We start from the raw sequence: 13,674 nt of genomic DNA, 5'->3' as shown, positions 1-13,674 counted from the left end.
CGTCACGGCATGAACTCCGCAACACCCCTCGCGATCCAGGTACAGTCCGTGACCAAGAGCTTTCTCGGTCAGCGGGCGCTGGACGATATCGACTTCGAAGTCGCTCGCGGCGAGGTGCACGGGCTGGTCGGCAAGAACGGCGCCGGCAAGTCCACCTTCATGAAGATCCTGTCGGGCGCCCAGCCGCCCGACAGCGGCCAGATCATCGTCGGCGGCAAGGCGTTCAAGGCGCTGAATCCGGCCGAGGGTCGCGCGGCCGGCATCGCCATCGTCTACCAGAACCCCGAGCTGCACCTGGACCTGACCGTCGCGGCGAACATCTTTCTCGGCGCCGAGCCCCGCAAGGCGCTCGGCATCATCGACGAGAAGGCGATGTCGCGGCAGGCGGCCGAGTTGCTCGCCCGGCTCGGCCTCGACCTGCCGGTCGACAAGCGCCTCGGCGATTTCGACATCGCCGATCGCCAGCAGGTGGCGATCGCCAAGGCCGTGCGCGAGAAGGCGCACGTGCTGCTGCTCGACGAGCCAACCGCCGCCCTCAACAAGGCGCAGGCGGAGTTTCTGTTCAACCTGATCCGTGACCTCGCTAAACAGGGCATGGCGATCGTCTATGTGTCGCATCACCTCGACGAGGTGCTGGAGATCTCCGACCGCATCACCGTACTGCGGAACGGCCGCAAGGTCGCCGTCGTGGAGGGCCGGAGCGCCGACAAGGACGGCCTGATCTCGATGATCGTCGGCCGCACCCTCGACGCCGTCGAGACGCATCGGAGCGTCGCGGCCAGGACCGATCCCTATCTGGTGGTGGACGCCGTATCGAGCGAAGACGGCCTCGCCGACGTGTCGCTGACCGTCGGCAAGGGCGAGATCGTCGGCCTGACCGGGCTGATCGGCGGTGGCGCCAATGCGCTCGCCGCCGTCATCGGCGGGCTCGATCACAGGAATCTCTCCGGCGCGATGACGCTGGGTGGCAAACCTTATGCGCCGCGCGCCGTGCGCGAGGCGATCGCCCGCGGCGTGCTCTTCATTCCGGAGGACATGCGCGGCCGCGGCCTGGTGATGAGCCTGTCGATCGCCAAGAACATCTCGCTGGCAGCGCTCAAATCGCTGGCCAAGCTGGGCTGGCTCAACCTGCCGAAGGAGACCGGCGTCGCGACGGAGATGTCGGAACGGCTCGATCTCAATCCGCGCGCGCCGAGCCGCGAAGTCCGGTTCCTGAGCGGTGGCAACCAGCGCAAGGCGCTGCTCGGACGCGCGATCTTCGCCGATGGCGAGCTCTTCGTGCTGGAGGAGCCTACCCAGGGCGTCGACGTCGAATCGCAGCGGCAGATCCATGACCATTTGCGCAGCCTCGCGGCCAAGGGCGCGACTGTCGTCTTTGTCTCGACCGACCTCGAGGAACTGATCGCCCTCGCAGACCGCATCCTCGTCCTGCGCGGCGGACGCATCGAGCAGACGCTGTCTCCCGAAGGCCTCGATCCCCAGCAGTTGCTGGCGGCCATCCAGACCCAAAGCACCCGGAGCCTGAACTGATGTCCTCTCCCGCCGCCTCTGTCGCCTCGTCGACAAGCCGCAAACCCGGTGGCTTCCGGTCGCTCGACATCGGCCGCTACACACTGCTGATCGTGCTGTTGCTGATCGTGGTGGTCACTGCCATCGGCAATCCGCGCTTCCTGTCGGTCAACAACCTGATGAACATCCTGTTCCAGGTTTCGGCGCTCGGCATCGTCGCCTCCGGCCAGACAATCCTGCTGATCGCCGGCGGCCTCGATCTTTCGGTCGGCGCAGCGCTTTCGGTCGCCGGCCTCGCCACCGCGCTCACCATCATGTCGACAGGCTCGGTGACGCTCGGCATCCTGGCCGGCGTCGCTGCCGGCGTGGTCGTCGGCGCCATCAACGGCATGCTGGTCGCCACCAACCGCGCGACGCCGTTCATCATCACGCTCGGCACGATGACCTTCCTGCAAGGCGTCGCGATCCTGATGTCCGGCGGCAGCCCGATCAACGGCACCGGCGCCCTCTTCAACGTGTTTGGCCTGGGCGATTTCCTCGGTGTGCCCTGGCCGGTGTACGCCATGTTCGCGTCGATCCTGGCGATGTTCGTGATCCTGCGCTTCACCACGCTCGGCCGCTATGCCTTCGCCATCGGCGGCAACGAGGAAGCGGCGCGGCTTTCCGGCATCCCGGTCCGGCGCATCAAGATCGCACTCTATGCGCTGAGCGGACTCTTCGTCGGAGTCGCCGGCGTCATCCTCACCGGCATTCTCGACTCGGGCCTGCCCAGCATGGGCACCGGCTACGAGCTCCGGGCCATCGCGGCCGTCGTCATCGGCGGCACGCCGCTGATAGGTGGGCGCGGCACGGTGCTCGGAACGCTCGGCGGCGTCCTGCTGCTGGGCTTGGTGAGCAACAGCATGAACCTTCTCGGGGTGGGCGCGAACTTCCAGAGCGCCGTCCTGGGATTGATCATAACGGCGGCGGTCCTGCTGCAGAAAAAAGCCTAATCGGCACGCCGCTTCAAAGACATTGCAACGGAGGAGACGAGCAATGATGATCACGAGGAGAGCCCTGGCGCTTCTGGCGCTCGGAACGGCGCTTGTGGCGCCTGGCCTGGCCCAGGCCGCGGAGAAGACCATCGCCTTCATGCGCGGCGGTCCGGATCCCTACTACCAGTTCGGCATGAACGCGGCGCAGGCCGCCGCCGACAAGCTCGGCGTCAAGCTGATCACCTATTCCGCCAACAATGATCCGACCCAGGAACTCGCCAACGTCCAGGACGCGATCACCAAGGGCGTCGACGGCATCCTGATCTACGCCGTGTCGCTGTCGTCGGAGAAGGCCGCCATCGCGCAGGCCAAGAAGGCCGGCGTGCCGATCTTCTTCCAGTACGGCTATGACGAGTCGATCCTGCCGGATTCGGCCGGCATCATGCAGATCGACCTCTTCAATTTCGGCCAGCCCGTCGGCGAGGCAATCGGCAAGCTGCTGCCGGAAGGCGAATACGCCACTATCACCGGCAAGCTCGGCCGCGGCGACGCGGAAGCCTTCGCCCAGTCGTTCAAGAACGGCATGGTGAAGTCCGGCTCCAAGGCCGTCTCCGTGGCGGACCTCGCAGCCGACTGGGATCGCCAGAAGGCCATGGACGCCGCCTCGCAGATCCTCACGGCGCATCCGAACGTCAAGGCGATCTACGCCGCCAATGACGACATGGCCGTCGGCGTCGCCATCGCCATCGATCGGGCCGGCAAGTCCGGCGAAATCCTGATCGGCGGCAACAACGGCGCGCCCTATGGCGTCGAGCTGATCGAGAAAGGCCAGATGACCCTGACCGGCAGCAACCCGCCGTCGATCGCCTCGGTCCATGCGCTGCGCCTGCTGCTCGGCGTCATCGACGGATCGGTCAAACCCGGCCAGTTCTACTACGCGCCGACCCAGCTGATCACCAAGGACAATCTCGGCGACGCGATTCCGTGGGATGCCCAGCCCGAGATGGTCGCGAAGTGGCTGGAAGAGCCGCTGCCGCAGGGTGCGGCCCCGCCGGTTCCGCCGGCGAACTGATGCCTCGGGCCGGCGGACCATGGGGTTCGCCGGCCTCATTCCAGCGGCGCCGGACTTCGTGCCCGGCCCGCATGGCTTGCCCAGCGACGGCGAGCCTTTTGTTGGGTCGCGATTTCTTCACGCGAACCGGTTCCACTTCGCTCGAAAACGCTCTGGAAGAGACGACCGCCATGAAGATCGGCTTCAACCTCCTGCTCTGGACGGCCCATGTCGAGCCTCGGCACTGGCCGATCCTCGAGGATCTGAAACGCTGCGGCTATGACGGCGTCGAGATCCCGATCTTCGAGGGCACGCCAGAGCACTATGCCGAACTCGGTCGCGAGCTCGACCGCCTCGGCTTGGACCGCACCGTGATCGCGCTGTTCCCCGGCACCGAGATGAACCCGATCGGCGCCGAGGCGAGCCAGCAGGAGGCGGGGCGCCGCCATATGCAATGGATCCTCGACTGCTCGGCCGCGCTCGGCGCGAAGGTGGTCGGCGGCCCCCTGCATTCGACGCTCGGCCATTTCTCCGGCGACGCGCCGACGGCCGACGAGCGGGCGCGCGGCATCGCCTTCCATCGGGACGCGGGTGACATGGCGAAGGCGCGCGGCATCACGCTGGTGCTGGAGGCGGTCAACCGTTTCGAATGCTATTTCGTCAACACGATGCGCGATCTCGCCGGCTATCTGGCGGATGTCGATCATCCGAACGTCGCCGGCATGTACGATACCTTCCACGCCAATATCGAGGAGAAGGATCCGATCGCCGCCGTCGCCGCCATCGCGCCGCATCTGGCGCATGTGCATGTCTCGGAGAACGACCGCGGCACGCCGGGCAAGGGCCATGTCGATTTCGCCGCCACTTTCAAGGCGCTGAAGGCGGTCGACTATGATGGCTGGATCACCATCGAGGCGTTCGGCCGTTCGATGCCGTTGCTCGCGGCGGCGACGCGCGTCTGGCGCGATCTCTTCCCCACCGCGACCGAAGTCTACAGCGACGGCTACACGCTGATCCGCGACGGCTGGCGTGCCGCCTGATGCTGACATTGAAGAGCGGCCATCGACGCGCCGCGAGGGAATTTACATGAACGACGCCGCCCCCCTTCCTGCCCAGCCGCGGACGCTTGTCCTCCATGGCCAGGACAACATCGCCGTGGCGCTGGGCAATCTCGATGTCGGCGTCACCACGGCGCAAGGTGTCCAGATCATCCGCCGCGTGCCACGCGGCCACAAATTCGCGCTCCGTCCGATCGCCGCCGACGAACCGGTGGTGAAATTCGGCCAGATCATCGGCTTCGCCAAGAGTGACATCGCCGCCGGCGACTGGGTGCACGAGCACAATTGCGGTATCGGCGAGGAACACGGCGCCTTCGCGCGCGACTATGCCTTCGGCCAGGGCGTGGTGCCTACCGAATATGTGTCGCCCGAATTCCAGGCGACGTTCCAGGGCTACCGTCGCGCCAACGGCAAGGTCGGCACCCGCAACTATGTCGGAATCCTCACCTCGGTGAACTGCTCGACGACGGTCGCCGGCTTCATCGCCACCGAGATCGAGCGCTCGGGCATCCTGAACGACTATCCGAACATCGACGGCATCGTCGCGCTGAAGCAGGCGAATGGCTGCGTCATCGACTATCGCGGCGTCATCTTCGACACGCTGAAGCGCACCACCTGGGGCTATGCGACCAACCCGAACATGGGCGGCGTGGTCATGGTCGGCCTTGGCTGCGAGGGTTTCCAGATCCCGCGCTTCAAGGATGCGTACCGGATCGAGGAGAGCGAGACCTTCCGGACGATGACGATCCAGGAGGTCGGCGGCACGCGCAAGACGGTCGACGCCGGCGTCGAGGCGGTCAGGGCGATGCTGCCGATCGTCAACGCGGTGAAACGCGAGACCGTGCCGGCAAGCGAACTGATGCTGGCGCTGCAATGCGGCGGCTCCGACGGCTATTCCGGCATCACCGCCAATCCGTCGCTCGGCGTCGCCGCCGACATCCTCGTCCGCAATGGCGGCACCGCCATTCTCTCCGAGACCCCCGAGATCTACGGCGCCGAGCATCTGCTCACCCGCCGCGCCGTGACGCCCGAGGTTGGGCAGAAGCTGGTCGACATCATCCATTGGTGGGAAGACTACGCGACACGCAACCTCATGGAAATGAACAACAATCCGTCACCCGGCAACAAGCAGGGCGGGCTGACCACCATTCTCGAGAAGTCGCTCGGCGCCGCTGCCAAGGGCGGCACCTCACCGCTCACTGCCGTCTATGGCTATGCCGAGCCGGTGACCGAGAAGGGCTTCGTGTTCATGGACACGCCCGGCTATGACCCGGTCTCGGCGACCGGCCAGGTGGCGGGTGGCGCCAACGTCCTCTGCTTCACCACCGGCCGCGGCTCCGCCTATGGCTGCAAGCCGACGCCGTCGATCAAGATCGCCACCAATTCCGAGATCTACGCCAAGATGATCGACGACATGGACATCAATGGCGGCGACGTGCTCGACGGCGGCTCGCTTGAAGCCAAGGGCCAGGAGATCTTCGACGAGATCCTCGCCGTCGCCTCGGGCAAGAAGAGCAAGTCCGAACTGCTCGGCTATGGCGACAACGAATTCGTGCCGTGGCAGCTGGGCGCGACGTTCTAGCATCACCCTTGGCCCCTGGGGGCTGAAGGGAGCCCGGTCCGTTCCAGAACGCCGCATCGTCTGGGCGGACCGGGCGACCCGTCGCGACTGCGCCGCGCGAGACGGAATTCATTCAAGGAGAGAGACATGCTGAAGGGACTTTCGCCCATCCTCAGCCCCGACCTGCTGTGGACGCTGCGCGCCATGGGGCACGGCGACGAGATCACCATCGTCGACGCCAACTATCCGGCCTCCAGCGCCGGCCCGGACCTGATCCGCATCGACGCGGCGACGGCGCCGCAGGTGCTGGAGGCGGTGCTGTCGCTGCTGCCGCTCGACCAGTATGACGAAGTCGCGGCGATCTCGATGCAGGTGGTCGGCGATCCCGACCGGCGCGAGCCGATCGTCGACGAGTTCGAGGCGATCGTCCGGAAGCACGAGCCGACGCACAAGGTGCACTCGCTGGAGCGCTTCGCCTTCTACGAGCGCGCCAATTCCGGCTACGCCATCATCCAGACCGGCGAAACCCGCCAATATGGCAATCTGATCCTGAAGAAGGGCATCGTCCCCCCGGCCGCATGACGCCACGACCCGGCGGAGCGCGCCGCCTCAGGCGGCGGGCCTGCTGACCAGATCGGCGGCGGCGCGATTGGCCCGTGCCAGCGCCTCCGCCAGGTGGTCGCCACGCAGGAGGCATGCCGCCAGAACGCCAATGAACTCATCGCCGGCGCCATGGGTGCTGACCAGCTCGACCGGGATTGCCTCGATAGCGATCGCCTCGCCTTGCACGGTGGCAGAGGCAACTCCCTTGTCGCCAACAGTGACGACGGCCGTCGGATAGCTGCCCGCCAGGATGCGAGCCGCCGCCTGTGCGCCCTTCAGGCTCTCGACGACCGGAACGCCGGCCAGCAGTTCCGCCTCGATGGCGTTGACGACCAGGATATCGACACAGGACGCCAGGCCTTCCGAGGGCACCCGGGCCGGCGCCGCGTTCAGGATGACGAGACCACCCGCCGCCTTCATCGCCGCCGCGGCGGCGGCGTTGGCCGTATCCGGCACCTCGTTCTGCAGGACGAGGATGTTGCCCCGGGCAAAGAGTTCGCACGCCGTCAGGACGTCATGCTCGGAAAGCGAGAGGTTGGCGCCCGAGACGATCACCGCGCCATAGTCGCCGTCGCTGTCGCAGATGGCGACGCTCATGCCGGTCGAAGTGCCCGGGGAAATCCGCACGAACCGAGGATCCACGCCCCGGGCCGCCAGGTTCCCCAGCAGGGTGCGGCCGAAATCATCCTGCGCCACCGCGCCGATCATGGCGCTTCGCGCGCCGGCGCCAGCGGCGGCGACCGCCTGGTTGCCGCCCTTGCCGCCGCATTTCGGCTGCCATGAATGCCCCGCGATGGTTTCGCCCTTTCGCGGGCGCGCCGGGCTGTCGACGATAATGTCGTAGTGCAGGCTGCCGAAGACGACGACAAAGGGCGCGGGCTCGGTCATGGGGTCCTGTCTCTGCGGTTCGATGCGACGGCGGACATGGTCATTTCAAGGTTCTGTTGCGACCGCTCGTAATCTCGCTGCGCCACCGCGACGAACACGGCGTCGAGAATATTCAACTGGGCGATCCGGGCGGCGGCGTTCTCCCCCATCAGCGGCGATCCCTGCGCCGTCGAGCACAGGACGATGTCCGCCTGCCTGGCCAGCGGCGAGCGCTCGTAATTGGTGATGGCGATGGTCCGGGCGCCGTTTCGACGGGCGAGCTGGATCGCCTCGATCACCGCCGCCGTATTGCCGGAATGCGAGAAGCCGATCGCGAGATCGGACGGCCCGAGCAGGGCGGCCGACATCAGCATCATGTGGGCGTCGTCATGGACGCTGGCGCGCACCCCGATGCGGAGGAATTTGTGGCCGACATCGCGGGCGATCTGCGCGGATCCGCCGACGCCGTAGAAATCGCGCTGGCGCGCCACATGAAGCGCATCGACGGCACGGTCGAAGGCGTCAATGTCGAGGATCGACAACGTCTCCTCGAGCGCCTTGATCGAGGTGCGGAACACCTTCTGGACGATATCCCGCGACGTGTCCTCGGGCGACAATTCCTGATGCATCGCCGCCGCCGGCAGCCGGTTGTACTGCGCCACCGCGGCGCGAAAGGCTCTATAGCCGTCAAAACCCAGCTTCTTGGTGATCTTGACTACCATGGCCTCGGAAACATCCGCCGCGGCGGCGATCCGCTTCAGCGACGTATCCATGCCGAAATCAGGCATGGCGAACACCGTCTCGACGACGTGAGCCTCGCGCGGCGTCAGCAGCGGCATCATCATCCGGATGCGCGGCCCGACAGAATTGGGCTGCAGATCGACCGGGTTCATTGGATCCTCCCTTCCGGCGCAGGCGGCAGCGCGCAACCGGATCTAGGCGTCGGGCCCCAGCATGGCTTCCTGAACAATGCCCTGCGACGACACCGCGTCCTGGCGATCGATCGCCTCGACCAGCCGGTTGTCGCGCTCCAGCCGATCGACGATCGCCAGCATGCGGCGGACGGTCTGGATGTTGACCTGGCATTCGTGCACCGGATCCAGCCCCGTCATGTCGGGGAAGGTGTCGAAATAGATGGCGCCGTCATAGCCATCGCGCCGGATCTGGCGGAGCAGCTCGATCGTCTGGACCGAATGGACGGCGCCCACCATCAGGCCGTCATCGCGTTTCGCATAGCCGTCATTCAGGTGCACGCCGAGAAGTCGGCTGTGGCGCGCAATCATCGCCGCCGCGAAAGCTGGCTGCTCGTCGGCATAGAGCACATGCGCGAAATCCAGCGTCACGCCCAGATTGGGCGACCCCGCCTCCTGGATCGCGAGCAGCGCCGTGGCGCAATCGGGTATCAGGCTGTAGGAGCGCGGCTCGTTCGGCTTGTATTCGATGCTGATCCAACAATCGGGGTCATGCGCGCATACTTCACGAATTCCATCGATCTCGTGTTGCCACAGCCGATCATAGTCGGCCTGAAACGCGTAATCGAAGCCGTCCTGACCGAGCCAGATCGTCATTAGCTTCGACCCGGCCTGGCGGGTAGCATCGATGCCGCGCTTGGTCAGTTCGATCGCCTCGCGGCGGACGTTCCGGTCCGGATGGGTGAAGGCGCCGAGCTTGAAGGCGGGATTGGTATAGTAACGCATGGCGAAGCCATTCACTGCCAGGCCCAGATCCCCCAGCCGTTGTGCGAGAACGCGCGGATTGTCGTCGACGTGATCGGGATAGTTCAGGTCCAGATCCGTCAGACCGTCGACCCTGGCGGCCCGCGCCGCCATCTGCAACACGCTCGGCTTGCCCTTGAGATCCGGCCATTCAGCCTCGGCGCGCGAGGCAAAGGAATTCAGGCGAGTGGCGAAGCGCAATCGGGTCACGGAAGGATCCCCTGTTTTGCCGGATGAGAGCCAAACTTCACACGAGAAGATATTCCTGTAAAGTAAAATATGCCTCGGGCGGCTGCCAGCCAGACCCGTTCATGGATCGTGTTCGCGCTCCGTTGCCCTCAGCGGCTGCACGCTAGCCGCTGCGACGAGGCCGGTCAGAAAAATGCCGGTAACTCCGATCAGCAGCGGCAGCCATGCCTTAGCGGCAGGCTTGCAGCGCGACGCGAACCCGCCTGGCGCGGATCCTGCTTCATGCGTCCGGGAATGCAAGTCTCCGCGCATCCGCTCGCCGACGCCCCTGTCGGCATCGTGATCGAAATTCGGCGGCGGGCATGCGATCGTTTCTGCCCCTCACTATGGGCGCTTTCGTCACCGTATTCAGGTAGCGGTTCGAAGCGCGGGCGACGTCGTCCAGCGGTGAGGACCTCGGCGGCTCTTCCCGCCATCCAGGGCTCTATGCCGATCGGTCCTCAGGCCGACACACGGGATGGACTACCTATTGGCGGTCAGGGCCAGTTTCGAAGGCCCGCTACTCGCTGGCTCTCGTCCTGTGTCTTGAGCCTAATGTGTTGCTGGCTGTCCCCAGCGGCACCCTCCCGCGTCCCGCGTTCCGCGTCCTTAGTTTTTATTCCGCAGATGGAGAAAGAAGATGACATCCCTTCGCATGAACAACGACCCCGTTGCTCTCAGCAGCATGGGCCCCGGCTCCGGCAGTCAGGCCATGGCCGAGGCCACCCGGGCGATCCGCGATATCGGCTATGACAACCTTCATATCGATATCGATACGGTCAACTCGACCTGCTGGTGCTACATGGAGCCGGTGGGCAAGCCCTCCTACACCCATGAACTGATGCACGACATCAGCCGGATGCAGACGGCGATCACCCAGACCTTCTCCACCCTGCCCAGCCCGGCCGCCGCGCCCTTCTCCTGGTTCGTGATGGCTTCCGGCGTGCCGGGCATCTACAATCTCGGCGGCGATCTCGGGCATTTCGCGCAGCGCATCCGCAGCCGGGATCTGAACGCCATGCGCCACTATGGCCATGTCGCGGTCGAGGCCATTCACCGCAACGCCGTGGCCTTCGACGCGCCGGTCGTCACCATGGCCCTGGTGCAGGGCGATGCGCTCGGTGGCGGGTTCGAGCACGCGCTGTCCTTCGATCTGATCGTGGCGGAGCGCAGCGCCAAGATGGGCCTGCCAGAAATCCTGTTCAACATGTTCCCCGGCATGGGCGCCTACAGCTTCCTGTCGCGGCGCATGTCCCGCGACAAGGCAGAAGCGCTGATCCTGTCGGGCCGCGTCCATACCGCCGAGGAGTTGCACGACATGGGTGTCGTGGATGTCCTGGCCGAGGACGGACAGGGACAGGCGGCCGTACTCGACTACATCGCCCGCCACAACCGCAAGCACAACGCCCACCACGCCCTCTACAAGGCTCGCCGGCGCGTCAACCCGGTGACGCTCGAGGAGCTCATCGACGTCGTCGACATCTGGGCCGAAGCGGCGCTGAACCTGACGGAAGCCGACCTGCGCAAGATGGACCGGCTCTGCTCGGCCCAGAACCGCCGCCTCGCGTCGCTGCAGGCGGAGATACCCGTTCTCGTGGCTGCCGAATGAGGTGGATTGGCGATGCGCCCCGGCGGGCGCATCGCCAGCCATCCGTCAGCCCAGGCCCGCCTCGCGCGCCGAATAGGCGCGCATGGCTTTTTGCGTCCGCCTCAGCTCCGCCCTGGCTTGCCGCGTGAACTCCGCGGCACGGGCCTGCAGCTCATCGCCACGCAGGCCCCGCCAGGGCGCGCAGATACTGCCGAGCGCCAGCGCACCCATATTGGCCGAGCTGCTCTGCAGCGCGTGGTCATCGCTGCGGAAAGCCTCCAGATCGCCCTGGCAGGCGCTCTGCACCAACCGGTCGAGCATCACCTCGGCGTCGACCAGATAGTCCTCCATCAGCTCGCGCACGAATTCCGCATTGCCGAGCCTCTGCAGCTTCTCGACCGCATTCTCATCCAGGCTGGGCAGGACATCGTTGCGAACCAGGGTCAGCCGCGGCTCGTTGCGGGCCGGCCTGCCGGGCTCCTCGCGGGCGATCCTGTCGATCGCCGCCAACAGGCTGGCAGGCTCGACCGGCTTGATCAGGCAATCATCCATGCCGGCATCGCGCCAGCGATTGTCGGTCATGGCGGTCGCATCGGCGGTCAGGCCGACGATGGGAAGCCGCCGGTCGCCGGTTGCCATCATGCGATAGAGCTTGGTCGCCTCCAGCCCGTCCGTATCGGGCATGTTGAAGTCCATCAGCACGATGTCGATCTGGTCCGCCTTCTCCTCCAGAAGATCGAGCGCCTGGTCTCCCGATTCCGCCAGCAGCACGGAATGGCCAGCCGCCTCCAGAATGCGGGAGAACACCCGCTGGTTGATGCGATTGTCGTCCGCCAGCAGCACCCGGCGGGGGCGGCTCGGCTGGATCGGACGCGGCGCCGCGGGCTGGGCGAGCGAGGCGGCCGGCGCGGCCAGCCGGCAGGCGACGACCAGCGCCCGGCGCAGTTCCGTCTCCGTCGGGTCCACCGAAAGCAGGCTCGCACAACGCTGGCGGGTCGCCAGGCCCGGCAGGGTCTCCGTCGCCTGAGGTTGGACCAGCACCACCTTCGGGGTCGATCCGGCTGCGCCAGCTGGCGGGATGGGCAGGTTATGGCTGTCCGGTTCGTAGAGCAGCCGAACGGAATTGACGGCCTGCGGCGGGAACATGCGCACCGGCCCCTGGCGCGGATCGGCCAGGATCGGCGTGACGCCAAGCGCGGAAAGGGTGCTCAGCAGCTCCGCCACCGGCGCGACATCCCGGCAGACCAGGACGACGCCGCGCTCGCGCCAGGGCTCGTCCGCCGACAGGCCTTCATCCGCCACCGTCGAGACGACGATATCGAAACGAAACGTACTCCCCTCGCCCAGCGCGCTCTCGACCGAAATCGAGCCGCCAAGCAGCTCTACCAGGCGCCGCGCGATCGCCAGGCCGAGGCCCGTGCCGCCAAAGCGGTTCATAATGCTGGGGTTGGCCTGGGTGAAGTCCTCGAAGATCCGCTCCTGGTCCTTCGGCGCGATGCCGATGCCGGTGTCGGTGATCTCCATCACCAGCCGGAGCGTGCCATCCTCCTGCGGCTCGCCGTCCACCGCGATGGTCACGCCGCCGTCGCGGGTGAACTTCACGGCGTTGCCGACGAGATTGACCAGGATCTCGTGCAGGTGCTGGCGGCTGCCATGCAGGCGCAACGGCGTGCGCGGCGTGACGTGGATATCGAAGCTGAGGCCGCGCTCGCGCACCTGGCTCTCGACCAGGCGGCGCGCGTCGACGAGCAGCGCGATCAGATCGATCCCCTCGTTCGATACCGGCATGCGCCCGGCCTCGATCCGCGAGAGATCGAGCAGGCTGTTGATCAGCGATTGCAGCGAGCGGGTAGCGACATCGACCGTCTCGACCATGTCGCGCTGCTCGGCGACGAGCGGGCTGGCTCGCAGCAATCCCGTCATGCCGACGATGGCGGTAAGCGGCGTGCGCAGCTCGTGGCTGACGCTGGCGAGGAAGAGGCTCTTTGCCTGGCTGGCCTCCTCCGCCGCCTGGGTGGCTAGCGAGAGCTTGCGGATCAGCGTTCCGGCATAGGCCGGCAGGATGACAAGCCCGGCCAGCAACCCGACCGAGAGATGCCAGCGCTCGAACCAGAATGGTGTTGTCAGGACGACGACGGCGAAACATAGGGTCGCAACAGGAATCGCGATGGCGAGCCAGGTCAGTCCGAAGCGGAAGCCGTTGCCGAAGATGACCCAGAGATAGATCGGAAAAAACAGCGCGGCGACCTCGCCGCCGAGATGCAGCTGCCAGGAGAGAAAGCCGCAATCCATCAACAGCGCGAAAAAACGTCGGCCGCGCGATACGCCAGGGCGAAACAGGATATGGCCGAGAACCCCGAGCGCCAGCGGTATGTACAGCGCCATGACGTCGAGGGCGTCGCCCATGTCGCTGCTGCTGCGATAGATCAGCAGCACGATGACGATGATGATGGCGAAGACGAGCCGGTTGTAGCTCATCTCATGTTCGCTATCGGGGCGACCCCGCAGTCGTGAAGCCAT

11 protein-coding genes are annotated in these 13,674 nt (G+C 66.0%); 7 read left to right on the top strand and 4 right to left on the bottom strand.

The window, feature by feature from the left end:
* Nucleotides 1-9 precede the first annotated feature (9 nt).
* The 6 genes from G342_RS23890 to G342_RS0110910 all read left to right on the top strand — a co-directional run bounded on the left by G342_RS23890 (nucleotide 10) and on the right by G342_RS0110910 (nucleotide 6,735).
* On the top strand, nucleotides 10-1,530 hold the full coding sequence (locus tag G342_RS23890; protein ID WP_198010777.1) for a sugar ABC transporter ATP-binding protein: 1,521 nt from the start codon (nucleotides 10-12) through the stop codon (nucleotides 1,528-1,530).
* Complete coding sequence (locus G342_RS0110930) at nucleotides 1,530-2,501, top strand: ABC transporter permease (RefSeq protein ID WP_018183179.1); 972 nt, start codon at nucleotides 1,530-1,532, stop codon at nucleotides 2,499-2,501. Before G342_RS23890 ends, G342_RS0110930 begins: the two co-directional genes overlap by 1 nt.
* 43 nt (nucleotides 2,502-2,544) lie before the next feature.
* Complete coding sequence (locus G342_RS25265; RefSeq protein WP_018183178.1) at nucleotides 2,545-3,555, top strand: sugar ABC transporter substrate-binding protein; 1,011 nt, start codon at nucleotides 2,545-2,547, stop codon at nucleotides 3,553-3,555.
* A gap of 170 nt (nucleotides 3,556-3,725) precedes the next feature.
* A complete protein-coding gene (locus G342_RS0110920; protein ID WP_026304325.1) occupies nucleotides 3,726-4,574 on the top strand; it encodes a sugar phosphate isomerase/epimerase family protein in 849 nt (282 codons plus the stop codon).
* 46 nt (nucleotides 4,575-4,620) lie between these two features.
* Nucleotides 4,621-6,174, top strand: a complete 1,554-nt coding sequence (locus G342_RS0110915; RefSeq protein WP_018183176.1) for a UxaA family hydrolase — start codon at nucleotides 4,621-4,623, stop codon at nucleotides 6,172-6,174.
* A 126-nt stretch (nucleotides 6,175-6,300) separates the two neighbouring features.
* Nucleotides 6,301-6,735: an RbsD/FucU family protein gene (locus G342_RS0110910; RefSeq protein ID WP_018183175.1), complete on the top strand. Its 435-nt coding sequence runs from the start codon at nucleotides 6,301-6,303 to the stop codon at nucleotides 6,733-6,735.
* A gap of 27 nt (nucleotides 6,736-6,762) precedes the next feature.
* On the opposite strand, the gene G342_RS0110905 is transcribed toward G342_RS0110910, so the two are convergent.
* Genes G342_RS0110905 through G342_RS0110895 form a run of 3 tightly spaced genes read right to left on the bottom strand, consistent with a single transcriptional unit; the run spans nucleotide 6,763 to nucleotide 9,539 of the window.
* The gene (locus G342_RS0110905; protein WP_018183174.1) at nucleotides 6,763-7,644 is read right to left on the bottom strand and encodes a PfkB family carbohydrate kinase; all 882 of its coding nucleotides are present in this window, start codon (nucleotides 7,642-7,644) and stop codon (nucleotides 6,763-6,765) included.
* Nucleotides 7,641-8,516, bottom strand: a complete 876-nt coding sequence (locus tag G342_RS0110900) for a MurR/RpiR family transcriptional regulator (RefSeq protein WP_018183173.1) — start codon at nucleotides 8,514-8,516, stop codon at nucleotides 7,641-7,643. Before G342_RS0110900 ends, G342_RS0110905 begins: the two co-directional genes overlap by 4 nt.
* Before the next feature lie 42 nt (nucleotides 8,517-8,558).
* On the bottom strand, nucleotides 8,559-9,539 hold the full coding sequence (locus tag G342_RS0110895) for a TIM barrel protein (protein WP_018183172.1): 981 nt from the start codon (nucleotides 9,537-9,539) through the stop codon (nucleotides 8,559-8,561).
* A 667-nt stretch (nucleotides 9,540-10,206) separates the two neighbouring features.
* Between G342_RS0110895 and G342_RS0110890 the strand changes: the two genes are divergently transcribed.
* A complete protein-coding gene (locus tag G342_RS0110890; RefSeq protein ID WP_245557259.1) occupies nucleotides 10,207-11,175 on the top strand; it encodes a crotonase/enoyl-CoA hydratase family protein in 969 nt (322 codons plus the stop codon).
* A 45-nt stretch (nucleotides 11,176-11,220) separates the two neighbouring features.
* On the opposite strand, the gene G342_RS25260 is transcribed toward G342_RS0110890, so the two are convergent.
* A complete protein-coding gene (locus tag G342_RS25260) occupies nucleotides 11,221-13,632 on the bottom strand; it encodes a sensor histidine kinase (protein WP_051094195.1) in 2,412 nt (803 codons plus the stop codon).
* Between the last annotated feature and the right edge of the window lie 42 nt (nucleotides 13,633-13,674).

The sequence above is a fragment of the Kaistia granuli DSM 23481 genome, assembly GCF_000380505.1.
GTDB lineage: Bacteria > Pseudomonadota > Alphaproteobacteria > Rhizobiales > Kaistiaceae > Kaistia > Kaistia granuli.
This window is presented reverse-complemented; position numbering and strand designations above follow the sequence as displayed.

What these genes read in the sequence shown, in the direction of transcription:
- G342_RS0110910 (WP_018183175.1), top strand. Translation starts at nt 6,301, where the DNA reads ATGCTGAAGGGACTTTCGCCCATCCTCAGCCCCGACCTGCTGTGGACG.
- G342_RS23890 (WP_198010777.1), top strand. Translation starts at nt 10, where the DNA reads ATGAACTCCGCAACACCCCTCGCGATCCAGGTACAGTCCGTGACCAAG.
- G342_RS0110930 (WP_018183179.1), top strand. Translation starts at nt 1,530, where the DNA reads ATGTCCTCTCCCGCCGCCTCTGTCGCCTCGTCGACAAGCCGCAAACCC.
- G342_RS25265 (WP_018183178.1), top strand. Translation starts at nt 2,545, where the DNA reads ATGATGATCACGAGGAGAGCCCTGGCGCTTCTGGCGCTCGGAACGGCG.
- G342_RS0110920 (WP_026304325.1), top strand. Translation starts at nt 3,726, where the DNA reads ATGAAGATCGGCTTCAACCTCCTGCTCTGGACGGCCCATGTCGAGCCT.
- G342_RS25260 (WP_051094195.1), bottom strand. Translation starts at nt 13,632, where the DNA reads ATGAGCTACAACCGGCTCGTCTTCGCCATCATCATCGTCATCGTGCTG.
- G342_RS0110905 (WP_018183174.1), bottom strand. Translation starts at nt 7,644, where the DNA reads ATGACCGAGCCCGCGCCCTTTGTCGTCGTCTTCGGCAGCCTGCACTAC.
- G342_RS0110890 (WP_245557259.1), top strand. Translation starts at nt 10,207, where the DNA reads ATGACATCCCTTCGCATGAACAACGACCCCGTTGCTCTCAGCAGCATG.
- G342_RS0110915 (WP_018183176.1), top strand. Translation starts at nt 4,621, where the DNA reads ATGAACGACGCCGCCCCCCTTCCTGCCCAGCCGCGGACGCTTGTCCTC.
- G342_RS0110900 (WP_018183173.1), bottom strand. Translation starts at nt 8,516, where the DNA reads ATGAACCCGGTCGATCTGCAGCCCAATTCTGTCGGGCCGCGCATCCGG.